Raw genomic sequence first — 20,353 nt, 5'->3', positions numbered from 1 at the left:
TTTTTAGAAGCCGATCATCACAATAATCTGGTAATTAAGTGTGTTTTCATGGATAATCGAGGGCTAATCCATGAAAAACTATGTCCAAACTGACTGAATACATTTCGGGCTGGTTCCGTAAATCAGAAACAGACGAGCATCAGTACTACGATGACGAGCCTGAAAACCCTGCCCCGCCCCTCAACGCAAAACCTGCTCCCATTTCCGTGGCATCGTTGCCAGTGGCTGACATCAATGCTGCTGATGTACCTGCAAGTCCGGTAACTGCTGTACCGGAGCGCATGGAAATCCCGGTTCCCTACTGGCTGGAAGACGAGGACACACTCCGGGATGAAGGCGTGCTCTTTGGCCTTTCCGAGTCTGACCCGAATGAAAAAACGGATATCATCCACAAGTACTTTTCCAACCTTACTGCCGGTTACAATGCTGACATAGAGCAGCATAATGAGCGCATTCAGGAGTTGAACCTTTTTATCGGACAAAAAAATAACCGCCTCGAAAACTTACAGGAAAAGTTAAAAAACCCGGCAGAACCATCCAGGAAGGAACACCAGTTACCCAGAACGCTCATCGGTATAACCCTGTGCGTGGCAATGTGTGTCGGTAATTTCTTCCTGATCCGCGAGTCGCTCCGGCCGGTATTTGCAGATAACTCCTGGATCGCGCTGGGCGTGTTCCTGGCCGGAATGTTCAGCCTGTTCGGGCGTATCTCCCTGTTTCATGATACGGATTTGAAAGTGACCTGGAAATCACTGCTGGAAGAAACCGGGCTGCCTTTTGCGGCTGCATTGTTTGTATTTGCGCAGGTGGTTTCCTACCAAAGCTGGTGGCAGGCCTCGGCATTGTTTGTGTTTGTATTCTTCCTTTTTCTGTTTGCGGGCAAACTGCTGCTCAGCAACATCACCGTGCTCCGCAACGATCTTCAGTCATGGATGAACATTCGCCAAAACCGGCAGGATGCCAGTGATAACCAGTATGCTTGGGAAGATGAATGTAAAATCCTGGAAGAAGAAGTGGATGAGCTTCGCGTGAAGAAGTGGCAGGTAGTGCGCGAACTGAGCACAGCCGAAACGGAACGTGATCGTCTTTATGCAAAAAGGGATATGCTGATCAAATTGTTTGAGAGTGAATTTTACCTGGCCCGCAGGATGAAAGGTGAGCTCACCACCCGCCAGCTGAACCTGATCCGGAAAGGTACCCAGTAGTTTTCTACATTTTTTATAACATTATAAGCAATCATTCAGGCTCATCCCATACAGCTCATGAACGAACCCAATTCAAACACCGGCGATTTTCAGCAAGGCTACAACAGCGGCATGGAAGGCATTGACCGCCAGGTATACGAATCCTATGTATCCAGCAATGTCCAGCATAACTGGTTACAGGAAAGGCTGGAAGAAAGTAAAAGCGAACTGGCAGCTGTTAAGCTCAGCAGACAGGAAGTCGCACAGCAATATAAAACGGTGTACGACAGCCTTCAGACCGAGACGATGAAGGTGGACAATACTGCCAGGCAGCTGAAAGAACTGGAAGACCAGGTAGCTGACATGGATGCCACTTCGGCTGAACTGAAAGAAAAACGGAGTGACAAAGCCCCCTCCTACTCGCTTGTTGCGGGCCTCATCTTTCTGGCCGCGGGTATTTCATTCATTGCAGGTGATCTGATCATTTCGCATGAGATTGTTGCCTATGCATTGAATATCAGGAATTCCAATGAAGCCTGGGCTTTTGCAATCGGGCTGGCCATGCTGTCGATCCTCCTCAAACCGGCTTATGACCGTCTCGTAGAAGAACCCTACCATAAAAATGAATCGCCCAAAGCCCGGTCACGCTATGCAGGTTTTAAGCTGGTACTCTCCGTCTTTGCCATTGTTACGCTGGTGGTACTGGGATGGTTCCGGTATGAAGCATACCGTACCGACAAGCTCAAAGAAGCAATTAATAAGTCGGTCAAAAATTTGCAGCTGAATGCCGTGGACCCGCTGACCGGTGCTCCGGTCAACAGTTCCGAACTGACCAACAAGATCGAGCAGGCGCTCCGGAACTCGGACCAGCTGAACCTCGACCTGGTGAACAGCCCCTGGGCTTTGCTGTCATTTATCCTCAGCGGCGTACTCTTTGCGATTGCCGGGGCAGTTTCACTTGGTATGGCATTGCCGGTACTGCAGGGCTTCTGGTACCGCTGGCTGCAGATTGATCCCAAATTATGGCGGTTGCGACGCACCAGGAAACGAATGATCCGTCAGATTGAACCTGTCCGGGAGACTTTAACGCGGCATCTGGCCCAGCAAAGCATATTACAAAATGATCTTGCACTCCTGCCTTCCGCAGAGGATCTTAAGAAAGAAGAAGCCGGCATCCGCACCCATATCGCAGCACTTGAAGAACAATGCAGGCAGGCACTCACTGATGCCAGGATTCAGTCCTTTGGCGACGGCTATGCACACGGGCAGGTGAGCCGCGAAGTAATGGGCCGGGAGGAGTATGATGCCTGGCGAAATGGTCACCTTTCGGTATCCAATCTTGCATTACGGGCCAAGTCCAATGCCGGTGCAGACCGCGCTGTGACAAGGACAGCCGGCAGCGGCATGCGGCCGCACCAGGCCATCCGCAAGGCGATCACCGACCGTTTTGACGAAAACAACTTATAATTACTTTATTAACTTAGGGCGCCGAAAATTGCATATGATGATTGAAACGCCCCGACTCAGAATAATTCCCTGCGACGATTCCCTGTATGAAGCGATACGTATGGGCAACAATACACTGGCACGCGTAATGGGTGTAAATGTTCCTAAAAAATGGACTGAGTTCCGGGATACATTTACACCCTCTTACCACCGCTGGAAAGCCCATCCTCCTTTGCGCGACTGGTGGGTATATCTCGTTATTCACACCTCCGATAACATGCTGATCGGCTCCTGTGGCTACAAAGGAGAGCCCGACGGCAACGGAATGGTGGAAATCGGCTACGAAATTATGGCCTCACACCGCCAGAAAGGCCTCGGCAAAGAAATTGCAAAGGGACTTGTAGATCACGCATTCCGGCAGAGCATTGTCAAAAAAATAACAGCGCATACGCTCCGCGAAGAAAACCCGTCTGTAAAGATTCTGGAAGGTCTGGGCTTTGTACAGACAGACAATGTAAATGATCCGGAAGATGGCCTGCTTTGGCGCTGGGAGCTGCTCAGAAAGTAGCTGATATAGCTTCGGATGCATCATGCAGCAGCCTTGTCAAACGAAAATATTTGCATTTGAGAAATAAAGTTTTGTCTTTAATTAGCTATCTTAATTTCTCCTAATGCAATATTCCAAGACCCTTTGCACATAACTGTCATGATTTCCACACCCGAAAATACATTTCCCTGGCTCCGGCATTATCCCGAAGGTATACCCGCAGAAATCAATCCCGACGCATATACATCGCTGCTGGAAATGATGGAAAACAGCTTCCGCCAGTATGCAGACCAGCCGGCCTATACCAACATGGGCAAGGCCATTACCTTCGAAAAACTGGATCAGCTTACACAGGATTTTGCTGCTTATCTCCAAAGTATCGGTCTGTCAAAGGGTGACCGTATTGCCATTCAAATGCCCAATCTGCTGCAATATCCCGTAGCGATGCTGGGCGCACTCCGGGCGGGACTGGTCATTGTGAATACCAATCCCCTGTACACCCCGCGTGAAATGCAGCACCAGTTCAGGGACTCCGGGGTAAAGGCGATTGTAATCCTGGCCAACTTTGCTTCCAACCTGCAGAAGGTACTTGCCGAAACACAGATCCAGCACGTCATTATTACTGAAATAGGCGATCTGCTTGGTTTTCCCAAGAAACTGATTGTCAATACGGTGGTCAGGTACATTAAGAAAATGGTCCCTTCCTACCAGATTGCAGGCATGACCTCTTTTACCAATGCACTGGAACTTGGATCACAGCTTACCTACCATCGCCCCAATATATCCGGGCTCGACATTGCATTTGTTCAGTATACGGGAGGCACGACGGGCATTTCCAAAGGTGCACTGCTTACGCACAGAAACCTGATTGCCAATGTGGAAGGTATTACGGAGTGGCTGCATTCGAAGCTGCGGATATCTCCGCCCACCGGTCAGCTCACCATGGTAGGAGCCTTGCCGCTGTATCATGTTTTTGCATTAACAATCAACGGGCTCTGTGGTGTCAAATGGGGCGCGCTGAATTTGCTGATCACCAATCCCAAGGATATACCCGGTTTTATCAAAGAGCTCAAAAAACACAGGTTCCATATTTTCCCGGGGCTGAATACACTTTTCAATGGCTTGCTGAACAATGAGGATTTTACCAAAGTAAACTTCCGGGAGCTCAAAATAACCATTGCAGGCGGCATGGCCCTGCAGAAAGTAGTGGCCGACAGGTGGCAAAGGCTGACGGGCTGTCCGCTGGTGGAAGGCTATGGCCTGTCCGAAACGTCTCCCGTACTATCCGTGAATCCATTGGACGGAAAACACAGGCAGGGTACCATCGGGCTTCCTTTTCCGAGTACTGAAATGCGTATTCTCAAAGACGACGATACCTGGGCCACGCCGGGTGAGCGGGGTGAAATTTGTGCCCGCGGGCCACAGATCATGCTGGGATACTATAACCGTCCGGATGAAACTGCCAAGGTGATCTTTGAAGACAGCAGCGGCCGGTGGTTCAAGACAGGTGATATCGGCATTGAGGATGAAGACGGTTTTTTCAAAATCGTGGACCGGAAAAAGGATATGATCCTGGTGTCGGGCTTCAATGTTTATCCCAATGAAATTGAGGACGTCATGTCGCGGTGCCCGGGCGTGCTGGAGGTTGCCTGCATAGGTATCCCCGACGAGCGTTCGGGTGAGGCTGTGAAGCTGTACGTAGTACGCAAGGATCCTGCACTTACCGAGGAAGATGTTAAATCGTACTGCAAAGAAAACCTGACTGCCTACAAGCGCCCGCGTCTGATTGAGTTCAGGCAGGAGCTTCCCAAAACCAATGTAGGCAAAATATTGCGCCGGGCCCTGCGGGAAGAAGCAGCGGGGACAGCCTCTGAAAAGGCGTAATGAAATGATCATGGCCGGAAAACCGGATTGGAAGCTGGTTTATGTATATTTAGCCGAAACAAATTCTCAACGAAAGCCAATTTTATGAACCTTTACCGGAAAACGCTCGTACTGGTACACGGCCATGGGGTCGACGACGCGATCTGGGACAACCTGGATGCTTCGCTGAATGAAGACTTTACAATCGTCAGACCCAACATATCGCTTTTTACATTTTGTCAGACAATCGATGACTATGCCGACGAGCTGCATCGCTTTCTGACCAATGCCAATATCACCCGGTTTACGCTTGTAGGACACTCCATGGGCGGTTATATTGCCCTCGCATTTGCTGAAAAATATCCGGAATTTCTGGAAGGCTTCTGCCTTTTTCATTCCACAGCTTACGCCGATACCGATGCCAAGAAAGAGCAGCGTAACCAGACCATCGAACTTCTGAAAACGCATGGTACTGCTGCATTTGTGCAGAAAACAGGTGCCAATATGTACGGTGACCGATTCAAGGAACTCTTTCCTGCCAAAGTCGAGGCACACGTTGAAAAATATGGGCAGCTGCCAGCGGAAGCACTGATCGCGGGCCTTGCAGCCATGCGCGACCGGCCTGACCGTACTGCGGTACTTGCATCCCTGCCCTTCCCGGTTTTGTTTATTGTGGGCATGCAGGACAAGGTGCTTGATTTTGAAAGTGTGATAACCCTTACCGAATATCCCCGAAAAAGCTACCCGTTCATCCTGGCCGAAGCCGGTCATATGGGCATGGTGGAGCGGCCTGATGCCACTTCGCGGATGATCAGCTGGTATATGGGTAAAATTTAGAATTTACCGGATCGAAAACGGGGCAGGGTACGTTACCTAATCTGACCTGATATTTATTATGCAAATATTTACCCTGCCTTTCCGCAGTCGCCTGCTCAACCTGCTTGTACTATGCAGCCTGGTGCTGCTTCATGCGTGTAGCAGCGACGACGATCCTGTCACGCCGGTGGAAGAAAACCAGCACCTGATACAAAGTACCGTGATTACCGAACTTTCAAAAGAGCAGGTGCTCAATGAGGCAAACGGAGTAAGTCCTTTGCTGGGCGTATATATCAAAAATGGCATTAAAGTTTACCGCATTACGTACAAAACCAAGAACACGGACGGTGCTGATGTAACTGCCTCAGGTGCATTGATACTACCCAACACGACTCAGCCTGCATCCATGATCAGTGTGCAGCATGGTACCATACGTGAAGATGCCTCCGCTCCTTCCAACTTTAACGATGGCTCTGAAGCGGCTAGTTTTGGGGCATTGTTCGGAGCGATGGGATACATTATTGCCTATCCGGACTATATCGGGTATGGCGCTTCCAAAGACCTGCCGCATACCTATGAGCAGCGCGAGGGACTTTCCACCGCCTGCCTGGACATGCTCAGGGCTGCTAAGGAATTCCTGAAAGACCAGAGTGCGGTTAAATGGGATGAAAAGCTTTATATAGCCGGATATTCCGAAGGTGGGTATGCGACGATGTCATTGCAAAAGAAAATCGAGGAAGAAGCTGCGTCGGAATTCAACCTGCGTGCATCCAGCTGCGGTGCAGGTGCTTATGACAAAACCGCTTTCATGAAATACATCGTCAATGAAACAACAGACGGCATAGCTTCATCGAACTCCCTGTATCTGTGGGTACTGCTGACTTACGACCGCATTTACAAGCTCAATAAGCCAACCTCTTACTACTTCAAAGAACCTTTTGCAACCCGTATTGCACAGTCAGGGATTAATGTCAGCATTAATCAAAGCTTTGACACAATCCTGACAGACACATTTAAAAAGAGCCTTGTTGACGGAACAGACAAAGGTTTTCTGGATGCGATAGCGGACAATAATGTTTACAACTGGAAACCCAACACACCTACGCGCCTCTACCATGGCGATGCTGACCGAACGGTATTCTACTTTAATTCGGTAAATGCATACAATGCTATGAAAGCCAAAGGGGCGCCCGACGTGCAGCTGGTTACCGTGCCCAATGGTACGCATGCATCGTCGATTACTGCGTTTCTCATAGGTACGCTCACATTTTTCACTTCTACGAAATAAATAATTGCATTGGAATGTCCTCACTGCTTGATCTGGTCGGCAACACGCCGCTGGTTGAATTGAGAAAAATAAACCCGAACCCGCGCGTCACCATTTTTGGAAAGCTGGAAGGAAATAATCCCGGCGGCAGCGTGAAGGACCGGGCGGCCCACAGTATGATCAAAGGTGCGCTGGAGCGTGGAGAGATCAGGCCGGGAATGAAGCTTATTGAAGCTACCAGCGGGAACACAGGAATTGCGCTGGCCATGATCGCCAGGCTGTTTGACCTGGATATAGAGCTGATCATGCCGCAAAACTCAACCCGGGAACGGGTGCTGACCATGGAAGCTTACGGCGCGACAGTCGTACTCGCCGAAACCATGGAGGGAGCCCGGGATCTGGCCGATGAAAAAGCCGCGGCCGGCGGGTATTTTATGCTCAACCAGTTTGCCAATGATGATAACTGGAAAGCCCACTACCGGAATACCGGACCTGAAATTTACCGGGATACCGATCAGAAAGTCACTCATTTTGTATCATCCATGGGAACTACCGGAACCATCATGGGTGTGTCGCGGTACCTGAAAGAACAGGATCCGGGCATTCAGATCGTTGGCTGCCAGCCCACGGACGGATCGAGTATTCCGGGCATCCGCAAGTGGCCGCAGGAGTACCTGCCAAAGATATTCGACCGTGAAAGAGTGGATCGTGTGATGGAGGTGACGCAGGATAATGCAGTACTTACAACACGCAGGCTGGCGAGAGAAGAAGCTATATTTGCCGGAATGAGCAGCGGGGGAGCAGCCTGGGCGGCTCTCGAACTTGCCAAAGAGCTCGACGAGGGTATAATCGTTTTTATTGTATGCGACCGGGGCGACCGGTACTTGTCCACTGATTTATTCGGATAAAAAAAGAAAGGCTGCCTTAACCCGGCAGCCTTTCTTTTTAGAACCATGAAGCACCCAGTTCTCTGAATGGCCAGGGAATAGCAACAAGAATGATAATCAGTGCCAGTGCGTAAAAGTACAGCACGGTACGGTGCTTGTCGGGCCCGTCCAGCTTCTTGGACCGGATACGTCCGAGTGTGATCAGCACGATAGCAATGAGCATCATGAATATGTGCTCAATGGAATAAAAGCGGTAGATCTTTTCGCTGATCATCTTGAAATCCACTTTCGGGCTCATAACATACAGGATCAGACCAATGAGCAGCTGTGTGTGGGTGGCGATCATGGCGAAGAGGTATACCTTGGCATCCTTCCGCTTTCCATTTTGCCAGTTGGAATATGCTGCAAAAATGGCTGCTATCAGCAGGGCCAGTACAACATACCGGAGACCGGAATGCGCCCGTACAAGAATATTCATGATAAAAACAGGTTACGGTGAATAAGTACGCAAATGTAAGATGCAATCCAGCAGCACCCAAATAAAGCTGCGGGGTCATACACTTTGACAAGGGTGAACTTTCTACGACTTTTGTGGCTTTTTTACAAAATCAAAATCAAAGAATGATCATCTACAATATCACCGTCAATATCAGCTATGCTGCCGAGAAGAACTGGCTGCACTACATGAAGCAGGAGCACCTGCCCGCGATTATGGCCACGGGCCTGCCGGTAGATGCCCGCGTACTCCGGCTGCTGACGGAGATCGAAAACGAAGGAAGTACCTATACCTCTCAGTTTACATTCCGAACCATGGAAGATTTCCTGGCTTATCAGACTGGTTTTCAGTCAGAATTCCAGGAGCGCCATCATGCTATTTTCAATGGTCAGTACGTATCTTTCAGGACCTTACTGGAGGAAGCTTAAACATGCATTTTGTCCGTTTCGCAGGCAAAGTATTTAGATTCAAAACACAGTTACTGCTTGACATTAACTGAATATTTCCCTTTATTTAATTAACCATTAAGTTGATCACGGAAGCCCGGAAGACCCGGCCCGGACCTGCCGAGTGGGCGAATGTGGCGGCCGGCAATGAAGGGCACGGTAATTTGATGGTGAACTGGAAATATGTTTTACTCTAAAACAATGTGCTTATGAGACTGCAGATGCAAGCAATTCATTTTGATGCTGATCCTAAATTGCTGAACTTCATTCAGCAAAAATTAGATAAACTGGACACGTTCTATGACCGGATTACCAGTGGAGAAGTATTCCTTAAGCTCAATAAAGGCGATAATGCCAAGCTCCATACCAAGTTGCTTGAAATTAAGCTGTATGTGCCCGGCGGCACGATGTTCGTGAGGGAACAGGGAAGTACGTTTGAGGAAGCTACCGACCTGGCAATTGATACGCTTAAAATGCAGGTGAAGAAGTTTAAAGACAAGCGCAGCAATGCGCGCGTTCCGAAAGTGGTGGAAGGTGGAGAAATTCAGGATGGCGTGATAACACTCTCGGGAGAAAACGAAGAATAGAATTTTAAGATACACCCATGCAGGAGCTGCCCGGAGATGGGCAGCTCCTTTTGTTTTAGCGCATTGTTGCTTTGCTTTGCAGCACATTTGCCACCTAAAACATTCACCATGGATATTGCACCCGTAGTCGACAGCAGGTTTGAACATCAGTTCCGGTTTACTCAGGAAGAAGTGGAACGGTTCGCGGCCCTGACCGGCGATGACAACCCCATCCACCTAGATGCTGCTTATGCAGCCACCACGAACTTCAAAAAGCCAATTATACACGGTATGCTGGGCGCTACTGTTTTTACAAAAGTGCTGGGAACACAGTTTCCGGGGCACGGCTCCGTGTACCTGAAGCAGACCCTGGAATTCCTGCGCCCCATGTTTGTGGAAACGGATTATACGGCCGTATTCACGATCAGATCCGTGAATGCGGACAAGCATGTAGCCGAGATTGAGACAGAAATTGTGGATAGTACCACAAAAAAGGCTGTAACCCGTGGTGTAGCCACGATGATCAATAAAGAAAAGTTCTGAAGAACAAACGCCCGGACTGATAGTCCGGGCGTTCTGAATTTCGTGGTGTGCATCCGATTACTCGCCGTCGTTCTTTTTGTTCTGAACTTCTGAGCGGATATCCTGAGCAAGTGTTTTCAAGTCCTGCATACCCTTACGAACACGTGTGCCGGCAGCTTGATTACCTTTATTATAAAACTTGTCGAAGTCACTTTCCAAGGAAAGCACTAATTCCTTAACTTCATCAAATCGTGCCATGTTTTTCTTTGTTTTTTAGTTAAAATGCCTCTACTGCGTCAAAACGCATGTTTTGACCGAAATTTAGTAATTAAAAGTATTTTCACAACCCAAAAAACAAAAAAAAACAACTCTAAAATACAATTAGTCGATTGCAAACATTTAACTCTCTGGTAACAAGTAAGTTACTTCTATATTAAACGAGAAGAAACTGGTATAAAAAAAGGAGGACTTTTTCTAAAAAGTCCTCCAAATAAGCAGAATAGCCATTTTTGTTATTCTACAACTTCCTGAACATCCTCTGCCTGATAAACGCGGTTCTTAAGTTTTTCTGCCAACGTGGTAAATGCATTCAATGTATATTCCACATCGTCCAGCGTGTGCGCAGCAGTAGGAATAATCCGCAGCATGATCTGACCTTTCGGCACTACAGGGTACACCACAATCGAGCAGAACACACCCATGTTTTCACGCAGATCGCGCACCATTCTTGTTACCTCCGGCACCCCGCCTTCGCTGTGCAGGAACACAGGCGTCACGGGCGACTCGGTTTCCCCGATATTGAATCCGCGGCTTCGAAGGCCATCCTGCATGGCTTTGACGTTCTCCCATAGTTTTTCCCGCAACTCCGGCATGGCTTTCAGCATTTCCAGACGCTTGCGGCAACCTTCCACATACGGCATCGGCAACGCTTTGGCGTATGTCTGAGAGCGCATGTTGTATTTGAGGAACATAATAATCTCGGGATCATCGGAAGCGATAAATGCCCCGATCGCCGCCATTGATTTGGCAAACGTCGAGAAGTAAAGATCAATCTCACCCTGCACGCCCAGCATTTCACCTACACCGGCACCCGTAGCGCCAAGCGTACCAAAGCCGTGTGCATCGTCTACAAGCAGGCGGAAGTCATATTTCTTTTTCAGCTCAACGATGGCTTTCAGGTCACCGATCTTGCCCGACATTCCAAAAACACCTTCCGTAATCACAAGCACGCCACCTCCTTTTTCGGAAGCTACCTTTGTCGCCCGGATCAGGTTTTTTTCAAGACTGGCTACATCGTTGTGATTAAACTTGTAGTACTCGCCCATTTTGGCCTTATGCAGGCGGATACCATCGATCAGGCAGGCATGCGACTCTGCATCATACACGATCACATCGCGGTGGTCGCAGATGCATTCAATGGCCGACATGACGCCCTGATACCCGTAATTGAGCAGGAATGCATCCTTCTTGCCCACAAACTCGGCCAGTTCTTTTTCAAATACTTCATGCAGGGACGAATTGCCAGACATCATTCTGGCTCCCATCGGATAAGCAAGGCCCCATTGGGCCGCTGCCTCGGCATCCGCTTTCCTTACTTCGGGATGGTTGGCAAGTCCCAGGTAATTGTTCAGGCTCCAGTTCAACACCTCGCGGCCCATAAACCTCATTCTTGGTCCCAATTCGCCTTCCAGCATTGGAAATGAAAAGTAATGGTGGCTGTTCAACATCTTAGCCGGATTTCCAATCGGGCCTGAGTTACTGCGCAATTTCTCGAATATATCCACTCTCAATTGAATTTATGTGGGTAAACAGAACAAGTGTTAAAATGTAAGGTAAATGCAAAAATAAAAAAAATACCTTTAACTGTAACGACAGCCGGCATACCGGAGTATGCAGCAGAGGGTGCTTCGACCGGTTCACGCCCGATAAAAGGCTTGCAAAGCTGCCCAAAAATGCGTACTTTTGCGGTCTTATTTTTGAATTGGAGGGTTCTGTAAAATTTATCGAATCCCGAGTGCTTTTACAAGTAATCCCGAGGATAAATTTTCTTTCATAAATAGGCGCCAGGGCAGTTGGTTTAGTGAATATATGCTGTTTCAGAACCGGGAAAAAGGCGCTTCCGATCCGACCTATAAGAGTTTAGTTTTGTCACACAGCTAAAGAATATCACAGAACATTCAGCTATGAAGCTATCAGAATTTAAGTTTGATCTTCCTCAGAGTCTTATTGCACTTCATCCTTCCGACCGCGGCGAATCCCGCCTGATGGTCGTTCACCGCAAAACAGGAGAAATAGAACATAAAACATTTGCCGACCTGATCCAGTATTTTGACGACGGGGACGTAATGGCGATCAATGATACGAAGGTTTTTCCGGCACGGCTTTACGGCCAGAAAGAAAAAACCGGCGCAAAGATCGAAGTGTTTCTGCTGCGTGAGCTGAACCGTGAAATGCGCCTCTGGGATGTGCTTGTTGATCCGGCCAGGAAAATCCGCGTGGGCAACAAGCTGTACTTTGGCGACAGCGACCTGGTGGCTGAGGTGATTGATAACACAACCAGCCGCGGCCGTACCATTCGCTTTTTGTATGATGGCGACAATGATGCCTTCATGAAGCTGGTAGACGAGCTGGGCGAAACGCCGCTTCCTCCGGAAATTATCTCCCGCAGAAAAGTAGAAAATGCTGACAGAGAGCGTTTTCAAACCATTTTTGCAGAACATGTGGGAGCCGTAGCTGCCCCAACTGCCGGGATGCACTTTACCAAGGCATTGATGAAACGCCTTGAAATCAAGGGTATCAATTTCGCGCCGATCACCCTGCACGTCGGGCTTGGAACCTTCCGTACGGTGGATGTGGAAGACCTGACCAAACACAAGACAGATTCTGAAAACTACCGCATCACACAAAAAAGCGCAGAGGTGGTCAATACAGCTATTGATGGTAAAAAACGGGTTTGTGCCGTAGGTACTACCTCTTTGAAGGCCATTGAATCGTCGGTTTCGGCGAGCGGTCATCTTAAAGCAGTAGAAGGCTGGACGGACAAGTTTGTTTTTCCCCCCTACGATTTCAAAATAGCAAACGCATTGCTTTCCAACTTCCAGCTTCCCGAATCAATCCTGCTGATGGCAGCCTGCGCATTTGGAGGTTTTGACCTGGTCATGAAAGCCTACGAGATCGCTATTAAAGAGAAGTATAAATTCTTCACCTACGGCGACGCGATGCTGATTATCTAACCGAATATTTCTAGAAAGAGTGGTCATTTATGGTCTGGGACATTGTCCTGATTCGTAGATGACCATTTTTCATTTAAAGCACATCATGGAGGAATTTGTTATTATCGTTGCCGGAGGGAGCGGAAGTCGTATGGGCAGTACTATTCCGAAGCAGTTTCTGCCCGTTCATGATCTTCCCGTGCTGATGCATACCCTGCGTGCATTCCGGCAGTACAATAATGCACTCAACATCATTCTGGTTCTTCCAGAAGCGCATTTCGCATATTGGGAGACCCTCTGCCAAGAATACAGCTTTAATGAAAAATATACCCTCATTGCAGGGGGAGAGACCCGGTTTCATTCGGTAAAAAACGGGCTGCAAAGTATCCATTCAGACCATGCTCTGGTGGCAGTACATGACGGTGTCAGGCCTGTAATCAGTAAAACAATTATTGCAAACGGTTTTCGGGAAGCAGCACTGCATGGAACTGCGGTGACCAGTGTGCCGCTGAAAGATTCTATCAGGGTACTGGATGCAAATGGTGTGAGCCAGGCAATGGACAGGGCTCAATGCAGGCTTGTACAAACACCCCAGACTTTCCGGATTGACTGGATGCGAAATGCATTTAATGCGCCCTACCAGGCTGCATTTACCGATTGTGCCAGTGTTCTGGAATCTGCGGGTTACCCGATCCACCTGATTGACGGAGCCTACGAAAATATCAAAATTACTACACCGGAGGATCTGGTGTGGGCTAAGGCTCACCTGAACCCTGCTGGCTAAAATGTAAATAGTGGATATTGTTTTAATTTCATGGAAAAACGACTACCTGTTTCCATGAAAATAGATGATATTCTTCAAATAAGACTTGCTAATCAGCAGATTGCCCGAACCACCTTCCAGTCACCGGCTGAGGTGGTATCTTGGATGCTGGCTATGCAGGCACAGGACTTTGCAGGTGCTAAATGGTCGGTTGCCCTGCGGCTGCCGGCTTGCCGGGAGCAGGATGTTGACGATGCGATTGCAGCTCGAACCATCATCCGGACCTGGCCTATGCGGGGTACACTGCATCTTCTGGCCGCTGATGATGCGCGGTGGATGCTAAAACTTCTGGCACCCCGGATGATTGCAAGGGCCGCCGGCCGCTACCGTCAGCTCGAACTGACAGAGAAGGTTTTCTCCGACAGCATAGACGCACTATCTGCCGCCATGGACGGTAGAAAGGTACTGACACGGAGCGAGGTTTACCAAGTCCTTGAAAAAAGCGGTATTTCAACAAGTGGACAGCGTGGTATCCATATCATTGGTCATCTCTCACAAACACGCGTGCTTTGCCATGGACCTCACCAGGAAAAACAACCTGCCTACGTGCTGATGGATGATTGGTTGCCGGCTACGAAGGACATAGCGGGCGAGGAAGCGCTGGCAACACTGGCACTGCGATATTTTACAAGTCACGGACCAGCTACCATCCAGGATTTTATCTGGTGGACCGGGCTTACAGTGAAAGAAGCCCGGCTGGCCCTGCATCTTGTCACACAAGAACTCGAAAGCATAGCAGTGGATGACCAGACCTTTTGGATGGGTCAACTGGTGCCGGCAGCGTCGGGAAATGCTGTATACATGTTCCCGGGCTTTGACGAGTATATGCTGGGTTATACCAACCGGGGGCTGATGGTACCCGGTGAACATCTAGCTGAAATCGTCCCCGGAAATAATGGGATGTTTATGCCGACCATTGTAATCAACGGGCAGGTTGCCGGTACCTGGCGGCGTACGATCAGAAAAGATACAGTGATCATCGAGCCTAAACTGTTCAAAGCAATCAGTTCTGCAAATAGGAAGCTGCTGATATCCGCTGCTCAAAAATATGGCAGCTATCTTGACAAAAAAGTAGTTATGGCTGCGCAGGATTAATGCAGCCACTGGTCGAACCAGGCAAATGCATCCTTCTGCATTGCCTGATCAAACTTGTGAGGACCGTCGTAGTACCGGGTCTGGTACTGATCTGCTGCACCGGCTTTTTTGTAAACATCCTTTAATATGCCGTCTGCCCGCTTCATTTCTTTGAGTGAATACAGCTCATCCTGATTATTGTTAAGTACCATGGTAGGAAGTGGTACCCGCAACCCTAAAATTTCAGGAAATTCGAGGTATTTGGGGAGCAGCGGGGTGTAGGTCATCCAGGTATGGGTAAAAGACTTGTACAATATCAAATCCTCCCAGGTAGTCATAAAGCCCACACAGACTGCGCATTTAACACGATTGTCCAGTCCGGCAAGGTATACAGTCCGCAGGCCGCCGCCCGACAAGCCGCCACAACCCAGACGCTCAGGATCCACCTCCGGCCTTTTACTCAAAATATCCAGTGCGACCTGATCTTCGGTCAGGAAAACACCCGGCCAGGTAGTTCCGGCGCTGAACAGCGACTTGGACATCACATGCTCATGCTCCGATGCCCAGGCATTATAAGCTTCAATCTGAGCGTGATCCTCAGCGTTTTCATCTGTCTTTTTTGAGGTATCCAGATCCCCGGATAAGCCGGTCACATCTTCATAGAACACCCTCCTGCTGCCAAATGCAAAGGTATCGTGCACCAGCACCACATATCCTCTTTTGGCAACCTCATTTGCCCATGCTTTTCCGTCGTAATCCGTTTCCTGGTGTTCTTTGAGCAGCGGATGCTGATCGTCGCCGGTTTTCACGATTTTACGAAACCCGAAGTATTTTTTAGCGGCATGATCATGCAGGGCCAGTATTCCGGGCAGCGGCCTGGCAGCACCTTGTGGCTTTAACAATACTGCCCGGGTAGCTCTGCCATAAGGCAGTTGCCACGACAACTCTTCAATGTCAAGACCATCGTAGGTATACCTGCGCTCTACCTTTACTGCAGGAACTGATCCTCTTGGAGGAGCAGAGATACATTCGACTGCCTTTTGCATGGCATCTTTCCGCCACGACTCCACATCTTTCCTTGCCGGATCACGAAATGACAAGGCAGGAACCTCCTTCATAAGTGACACGGCCCAGCTGCCATAATTTCCAATAATGCTCTTTTCGGGTGCCATGAATGTAGCCGGCTTTTCTTGTTTGGAATGGATTAAAAATAGAGCAGGCTGCTTCGCCGGCAGGAACGGAATGGATGCCAGGCTAATGGAAGATTTGACAAATACCCTCCTGCTGATCCCACTGAAAGGCGGAGTACCAGGCGTTTGTTCCATGATTACACTTTGATGAATATTTTTCTTTTGTATAAAAAATACATCACCAGCCAAACCAGTACAAACCCGCCCAATGCATTGAATACCTCGTGCCACTGATTGGGCATATACTTGTAAAAACCGCTAAAAAGCATGGCAGAAGACGCATTGAAATCTATAAACCGTACCGCGAGATAGATAAACAGGGAGTTCATGCCGATCACCCGAAAGAAAAATGCCCATTTTTGCGCGCCACATACATCGATAATCCAGTAAAAAAGCGCCAGTATGGTAAAAGCCATTCCGCCCGTGAGCATGATAAATGAGCTTGACCAAAGGTGTTTGTTAATTGGAAAAATAATGCTCCATAGCAATCCTGCCGCAATGCAGGTAATGCCTGTAATACATAGGCTGATCACTTTTGAAGTACCTGATTTTGCAGCGAGCAACATTTGTCCCGCAAGTATACCTGCCAACGTGAGGCAAATGGCCGGGAATTGCGTAAGCAAGGCGAGTTCGTCATAGGTACCCTGTTTTAATTTGCCCGGCATGAAATTACGATCAACCCAGCCTACCAAGTTACCTTCAAAGGACAGGTCACCCGCACCAAAGCCGGGCACAGGGATCAGGATCAATGCGAGATAGTACAAAACCAGGGTTGCCAGTATCAACCCAATGATCTCCTGTTTACTGAACTTCATGTACACCACTGCACCTATAAACGTCGCTAGTCCTATGCGCCCCAAGACACTGCCGTATCGGATATGTGCGGGATCAAAAATATCAATAGGTGCATTCTTATCCAGTATCCCCAATGCAATCAGTATGAGCATCCGCTTGCATGTTTTCCATCTGATTTGTGCGGGTGAAAGCCCTTTTGCGAGCGCACTGTTGATACTATATGGCAGAGAGACACCCGCCAGAAAGAGGAATAAAGGGAAAATAAAATCAAAGAAAGTAAAGCCATGCCACTCCGGATGCTCAAACTGCGCCGCCAGGATGTCTACGGCCTCGATGCCCGTTTTACCTCCCAACAGAAAGATAAATGCGCCCCCTCCGGAAATCATCAGCATGTCAAAGCCACGAAGGGCATCGATGGAAGCCAATCGCACCGGCTTGCCGGTTTGCTCAGCTTTGTTTACAGGAACAACAGTATGAGTTTCCAAATTCCAGCGTTTACAATTGCTTCATTTCAAGACCTTCAAGCAGGCTGGCTGAACTTTTGTCAAGATAAAAGTGGCAGTCGGGATGCAGTTGCAGAATACTGGCAGGAAAAAGATTACTTACTTCGTTTTCTAATGAATTCTTGACCGCAATCGCTTTTCTCAGGTCAGGGACGGAGCAAATAATATGCTTGGACTTCATGATTTGCCGGATCGACATGCTTATTGCCTGCAAAGGAACATCGTCCAGGGATGCAAACCAGCCTTCGCCCATTTGCTGGCGCCGGCAAGGCTCGTCGAGGTTGACGACAATATAAGGTTCCTCGGTGTCGAAATCGGCAGGGGGATCATTGAAAGCCAGGTGCCCGTTTTCTCCGATGCCAACCAGGGCAAGATCGATCGGGTGCCGGCTGATGGATCTGCTTAATGATTGCAGCTCGCTATTTACGTCTCCTTCCCCATTGATCAGGTAACTGGCTTTTAGCTCAGGCAGCCTGGCAAGAAATCGCTCTTTCAGGTACTTTCTGAAACTGGCCGGGTGGCTCACCGGCAATCCGATATATTCGTCCAGGTGAAACATAGTCACTTTGGACCAATCAATGCCATGTTCCTGAACAAGCTGATTCAATGTTTCAAACTGGCTGGTTCCGGTAGCTACAATAATATTGGCATATCCTTGTTCTTCAATGCATTGTCTTAATATTCCTGCTGCTGTTGATCCTGCCGACCGGCCAAGTTCGGCAGCGGTTTCTGCAATTTCTGTTTTCATTCGTGTAAATGATAGTTGTGTCCGATTCATGATTTTACCCCGGTATTGCCTCCTTTGGTCAATGCGATATCAATGGGCTGATTGGTCTTCCAGGCACCGGAAGTAAAGTCGGGTATATTAATACTGTTTGAACGATTCGCCACTGACCACTCGGAAAGAGGTGCAATAACGCTCCATGAAGCCGCGTCGTAAACATCCTGGTCGAGCGGCAGGCCATTTCGCAGACAATCGATCAGGCGCCAGTCCATGAGAAAGTCCATTCCTCCATGACCGCCCACCTTTTTGGCCAGCTCCCCTACTTTCTTTACAATTTCGGGTTGGTACTGCTTTTCAAGTGCTTTATACTCTTCCTCAGAAACCCACTCATGGCCATGCGAAATCCTTCCCCGTTCGTCTTTACCTTCAAGCGGATACTTCTGAGCCGAACCCTTTGTACCGCTAATAGCATGAATACGTGAATAGGGGCGAGGTGAAGATACATCGTGCTGAAGCATGATCGTTTTGCCCTTACTGGTGCGGATGGTTGTTGTATTAATATTACCGCGCATGGGTTTAGTAGCATAAGGCTTGAATTCGGGATCCTTAGCAGCCATTTCCCTCGCCTTTTCTCCCAGCATGAAGTCATTACTTGCCATGGAAACAAGGTAGTCCATCTTATCACCTCTATTAACATTCAAGATCTGCGCAACAGGACCTAAGCCGTGAGTGGGATACAAGTTGCCGTTACGCTGGTTTTCTTTCAATCGCCAGAGATCATATCGTTTCGTTTTGTCAAAAAAAGAATCCAGAATGTCATGAATATAGGCTCCTTCCGCATGGATTACTTCACCAAAGTATCCCTGACGGGCCATGTTCAAAGTAAGGAGCTCAAAAAAGTCGTAACAGCAGTTCTCAAGCATCATGCAATGCTTTTTTGTTTTTTCAGACGTTTTTACAAGCTTCCAACAATCATCTACGGTAGTGGCAGCAGGAATTTCAACAGCTACATGCTTGCCTTGTTCCATTGCATAAACGGCCATAGGTGTATGCAGGCTCCATGGTGTACAGATGTAAACAAGATCTATATCATCACGCTGACATACTTTCTTCCATTCGTCCTGACTGCCGGAGTATAGCTGAGGTTTATGGGCGGTGTTCTGGAAAGTTTTGGCGGCCTCTGTCACATTGTCCTTACGTATATCGCACAATGCTTTTACATCAACATTGTCCAAATGAACAATACGCTTGATGGCACCGCCGCCACGGTTACCAAGACCAATGTAAGCAATCCGGACTGTATCAATCTTTGGTGCTGCATATCCGGACATGTTGAATGCTGGCGCCGCAGGAGCTTCCTGGGAGTTTTCGGTCCAGCTATGCTTTACGCCGGGCATCATACCCGATGTAATAACACCCAGTCCCGATAGTTTTAAAAATTGCCTTTTGTCCATTTTCTTTAATGAGTTTAGGAAATTAGTAAGGATAGAATATGTCGCATCAGCCACATAAAATTTCCTTATTGACAATTTTACACGAATAAAGTAGACGTAAAAAGGATTAGAGAAGAAATATGAGCGATAACGTTCTCGAAAAGAATGGAAGAGCTGACGAACATGTACTGGCTTCGTTCGATAGAGTCATTTGACTTAGAAGCGATCTAAGACATTGTTTGAAGTATTGCAGTAATCTGCTATTTTGAATGCTGGTGAATGGTATTGACCTGCTTACCCACGCTGCCCTAAAGCAAAAAAGACCATCTTTTGAGGGATGGTCTTATGGATAATGATTGTGGCGGCTACCTACTTTACCGGGTTTGATCCAGGTATCATCGGCGGTACGGGGCTTAACTTCTCTGTTCGGGATGGGAAGAGGTGTACACCCGTCCAATAGCCACCAACAAGCTCTTTGAGTTCAATGATTGAATGATTGAATTTCGAATGATTGAATAATGCTTTATTCTCTCATTGGGTCACCGCAGCGGCGGGCCGT

General features: G+C 48.4%; 20 protein-coding genes and 1 rRNA gene. 13 read left to right on the top strand and 8 right to left on the bottom strand.

The window, feature by feature from the left end:
* Positions 1 to 80 precede the first annotated feature (80 nt).
* From HWI92_RS21840 to cysM, 7 genes are all read left to right on the top strand, one after another.
* Positions 81 to 1,205, top strand: a complete 1,125-nt coding sequence (locus HWI92_RS21840; RefSeq protein ID WP_204659242.1) for a hypothetical protein — start codon at positions 81 to 83, stop codon at positions 1,203 to 1,205.
* 57 nt (positions 1,206 to 1,262) lie between these two features.
* Positions 1,263 to 2,651, top strand: a complete 1,389-nt coding sequence (locus HWI92_RS21835) for a hypothetical protein (protein WP_204659240.1) — start codon at positions 1,263 to 1,265, stop codon at positions 2,649 to 2,651.
* A 34-nt stretch (positions 2,652 to 2,685) separates the two neighbouring features.
* Positions 2,686 to 3,198 (top strand): GNAT family N-acetyltransferase, encoded by a 513-nt coding sequence (locus HWI92_RS21830; RefSeq protein WP_229248452.1) that lies wholly within the window; start codon positions 2,686 to 2,688, stop codon positions 3,196 to 3,198.
* A 138-nt stretch (positions 3,199 to 3,336) separates the two neighbouring features.
* Entirely contained in the window at positions 3,337 to 5,061 is a 1,725-nt protein-coding gene (locus HWI92_RS21825) for an AMP-binding protein (protein ID WP_204659238.1), read from the top strand.
* A gap of 84 nt (positions 5,062 to 5,145) precedes the next feature.
* Positions 5,146 to 5,877: an alpha/beta fold hydrolase gene (locus HWI92_RS21820; protein WP_204659235.1), complete on the top strand. Its 732-nt coding sequence runs from the start codon at positions 5,146 to 5,148 to the stop codon at positions 5,875 to 5,877.
* 58 nt (positions 5,878 to 5,935) lie between these two features.
* Positions 5,936 to 7,144, top strand: a complete 1,209-nt coding sequence (locus tag HWI92_RS21815; protein WP_204659233.1) for an alpha/beta hydrolase family protein — start codon at positions 5,936 to 5,938, stop codon at positions 7,142 to 7,144.
* Positions 7,145 to 7,158: 14 nt separating this feature from the next.
* The gene (cysM, locus tag HWI92_RS21810) at positions 7,159 to 8,031 is read left to right on the top strand and encodes a cysteine synthase CysM (RefSeq protein WP_204659231.1); all 873 of its coding nucleotides are present in this window, start codon (positions 7,159 to 7,161) and stop codon (positions 8,029 to 8,031) included.
* Between the two features lie 37 nt (positions 8,032 to 8,068).
* Here cysM and HWI92_RS21805 read toward each other — a convergent pair whose 3' ends face one another.
* Entirely contained in the window at positions 8,069 to 8,488 is a 420-nt protein-coding gene (locus HWI92_RS21805) for a cytochrome B (protein WP_204659229.1), read from the bottom strand.
* A gap of 143 nt (positions 8,489 to 8,631) precedes the next feature.
* On the opposite strand from HWI92_RS21805, the gene HWI92_RS21800 reads away from it, so the two are divergent.
* The 3 genes from HWI92_RS21800 to HWI92_RS21790 all read left to right on the top strand — a co-directional run bounded on the left by HWI92_RS21800 (position 8,632) and on the right by HWI92_RS21790 (position 10,061).
* Entirely contained in the window at positions 8,632 to 8,934 is a 303-nt protein-coding gene (locus HWI92_RS21800; RefSeq protein WP_204659227.1) for a DUF4286 family protein, read from the top strand.
* Between the two features lie 227 nt (positions 8,935 to 9,161).
* Positions 9,162 to 9,539, top strand: coding sequence for an HPF/RaiA family ribosome-associated protein (locus tag HWI92_RS21795; RefSeq protein WP_204659225.1), 378 nt, complete (start codon positions 9,162 to 9,164; stop codon positions 9,537 to 9,539).
* Positions 9,540 to 9,647: 108 nt separating this feature from the next.
* Complete coding sequence (locus HWI92_RS21790) at positions 9,648 to 10,061, top strand: MaoC family dehydratase (protein WP_204659223.1); 414 nt, start codon at positions 9,648 to 9,650, stop codon at positions 10,059 to 10,061.
* 57 nt (positions 10,062 to 10,118) lie between these two features.
* Here HWI92_RS21790 and HWI92_RS21785 read toward each other — a convergent pair whose 3' ends face one another.
* Entirely contained in the window at positions 10,119 to 10,298 is a 180-nt protein-coding gene (locus HWI92_RS21785; protein WP_204659221.1) for a BF3379 family histone-like protein, read from the bottom strand.
* A gap of 254 nt (positions 10,299 to 10,552) precedes the next feature.
* Positions 10,553 to 11,824: an aminotransferase class I/II-fold pyridoxal phosphate-dependent enzyme gene (locus tag HWI92_RS21780; protein ID WP_204659219.1), complete on the bottom strand. Its 1,272-nt coding sequence runs from the start codon at positions 11,822 to 11,824 to the stop codon at positions 10,553 to 10,555.
* Positions 11,825 to 12,223: 399 nt separating this feature from the next.
* Between HWI92_RS21780 and queA the strand changes: the two genes are divergently transcribed.
* From queA to HWI92_RS21765, 3 genes are all read left to right on the top strand, one after another.
* Complete coding sequence (gene queA / locus HWI92_RS21775) at positions 12,224 to 13,273, top strand: tRNA preQ1(34) S-adenosylmethionine ribosyltransferase-isomerase QueA (protein ID WP_204659217.1); 1,050 nt, start codon at positions 12,224 to 12,226, stop codon at positions 13,271 to 13,273.
* Between the two features lie 85 nt (positions 13,274 to 13,358).
* Positions 13,359 to 14,036 (top strand): 2-C-methyl-D-erythritol 4-phosphate cytidylyltransferase, encoded by a 678-nt coding sequence (locus tag HWI92_RS21770; protein ID WP_204659215.1) that lies wholly within the window; start codon positions 13,359 to 13,361, stop codon positions 14,034 to 14,036.
* 30 nt (positions 14,037 to 14,066) lie between these two features.
* Complete coding sequence (locus HWI92_RS21765) at positions 14,067 to 15,170, top strand: winged helix DNA-binding domain-containing protein (protein ID WP_204659213.1); 1,104 nt, start codon at positions 14,067 to 14,069, stop codon at positions 15,168 to 15,170.
* Here HWI92_RS21765 and HWI92_RS21760 read toward each other — a convergent pair.
* The 5 genes from HWI92_RS21760 to rrf all read right to left on the bottom strand — a co-directional run bounded on the left by HWI92_RS21760 (position 15,167) and on the right by rrf (position 20,262).
* The gene (locus HWI92_RS21760; RefSeq protein WP_204659211.1) at positions 15,167 to 16,474 is read right to left on the bottom strand and encodes a dienelactone hydrolase family protein; all 1,308 of its coding nucleotides are present in this window, start codon (positions 16,472 to 16,474) and stop codon (positions 15,167 to 15,169) included. The two genes, HWI92_RS21765 and HWI92_RS21760, sit on opposite strands and share 4 nt — an antisense overlap.
* A 2-nt stretch (positions 16,475 to 16,476) precedes the next feature.
* Positions 16,477 to 17,619, bottom strand: a complete 1,143-nt coding sequence (locus HWI92_RS21755) for an acyltransferase family protein (RefSeq protein ID WP_229248450.1) — start codon at positions 17,617 to 17,619, stop codon at positions 16,477 to 16,479.
* 10 nt (positions 17,620 to 17,629) lie between these two features.
* A complete protein-coding gene (locus HWI92_RS21750) occupies positions 17,630 to 18,385 on the bottom strand; it encodes a glucosamine-6-phosphate deaminase (RefSeq protein WP_204659209.1) in 756 nt (251 codons plus the stop codon).
* A 26-nt stretch (positions 18,386 to 18,411) separates the two neighbouring features.
* On the bottom strand, positions 18,412 to 19,815 hold the full coding sequence (locus HWI92_RS21745) for a Gfo/Idh/MocA family protein (protein WP_204659207.1): 1,404 nt from the start codon (positions 19,813 to 19,815) through the stop codon (positions 18,412 to 18,414).
* 335 nt (positions 19,816 to 20,150) lie between these two features.
* A 5S ribosomal RNA gene (rrf, locus tag HWI92_RS21740) occupies positions 20,151 to 20,262 on the bottom strand.
* Positions 20,263 to 20,353 lie beyond the last annotated feature (91 nt).

The sequence above is a fragment of the Dyadobacter sandarakinus genome (assembly GCF_016894445.1).
In the GTDB taxonomy this organism is placed as follows: domain Bacteria; phylum Bacteroidota; class Bacteroidia; order Cytophagales; family Spirosomataceae; genus Dyadobacter; species Dyadobacter sandarakinus.
Note: the sequence above shows the minus strand (reverse complement) of the source record. Positions and strands in the feature narration are given on the sequence as shown.

Coding starts and splice junctions, on each gene's coding strand:
- HWI92_RS21840 (WP_204659242.1), top strand. CDS start 81: ATGTCCAAACTGACTGAATACATTTCGGGCTGGTTCCGTAAATCAGAA.
- HWI92_RS21835 (WP_204659240.1), top strand. CDS start 1,263: ATGAACGAACCCAATTCAAACACCGGCGATTTTCAGCAAGGCTACAAC.
- HWI92_RS21830 (WP_229248452.1), top strand. CDS start 2,686: ATGATGATTGAAACGCCCCGACTCAGAATAATTCCCTGCGACGATTCC.
- HWI92_RS21825 (WP_204659238.1), top strand. CDS start 3,337: ATGATTTCCACACCCGAAAATACATTTCCCTGGCTCCGGCATTATCCC.
- HWI92_RS21820 (WP_204659235.1), top strand. CDS start 5,146: ATGAACCTTTACCGGAAAACGCTCGTACTGGTACACGGCCATGGGGTC.
- HWI92_RS21815 (WP_204659233.1), top strand. CDS start 5,936: ATGCAAATATTTACCCTGCCTTTCCGCAGTCGCCTGCTCAACCTGCTT.
- cysM (WP_204659231.1), top strand. CDS start 7,159: ATGTCCTCACTGCTTGATCTGGTCGGCAACACGCCGCTGGTTGAATTG.
- HWI92_RS21805 (WP_204659229.1), bottom strand. CDS start 8,488: ATGAATATTCTTGTACGGGCGCATTCCGGTCTCCGGTATGTTGTACTG.
- HWI92_RS21800 (WP_204659227.1), top strand. CDS start 8,632: ATGATCATCTACAATATCACCGTCAATATCAGCTATGCTGCCGAGAAG.
- HWI92_RS21795 (WP_204659225.1), top strand. CDS start 9,162: ATGAGACTGCAGATGCAAGCAATTCATTTTGATGCTGATCCTAAATTG.
- HWI92_RS21790 (WP_204659223.1), top strand. CDS start 9,648: ATGGATATTGCACCCGTAGTCGACAGCAGGTTTGAACATCAGTTCCGG.
- HWI92_RS21785 (WP_204659221.1), bottom strand. CDS start 10,298: ATGGCACGATTTGATGAAGTTAAGGAATTAGTGCTTTCCTTGGAAAGT.
- queA (WP_204659217.1), top strand. CDS start 12,224: ATGAAGCTATCAGAATTTAAGTTTGATCTTCCTCAGAGTCTTATTGCA.
- HWI92_RS21770 (WP_204659215.1), top strand. CDS start 13,359: ATGGAGGAATTTGTTATTATCGTTGCCGGAGGGAGCGGAAGTCGTATG.
- HWI92_RS21765 (WP_204659213.1), top strand. CDS start 14,067: ATGGAAAAACGACTACCTGTTTCCATGAAAATAGATGATATTCTTCAA.
- HWI92_RS21760 (WP_204659211.1), bottom strand. CDS start 16,474: ATGGAACAAACGCCTGGTACTCCGCCTTTCAGTGGGATCAGCAGGAGG.
- HWI92_RS21750 (WP_204659209.1), bottom strand. CDS start 18,385: ATGAAAACAGAAATTGCAGAAACCGCTGCCGAACTTGGCCGGTCGGCA.
- HWI92_RS21745 (WP_204659207.1), bottom strand. CDS start 19,815: ATGGACAAAAGGCAATTTTTAAAACTATCGGGACTGGGTGTTATTACA.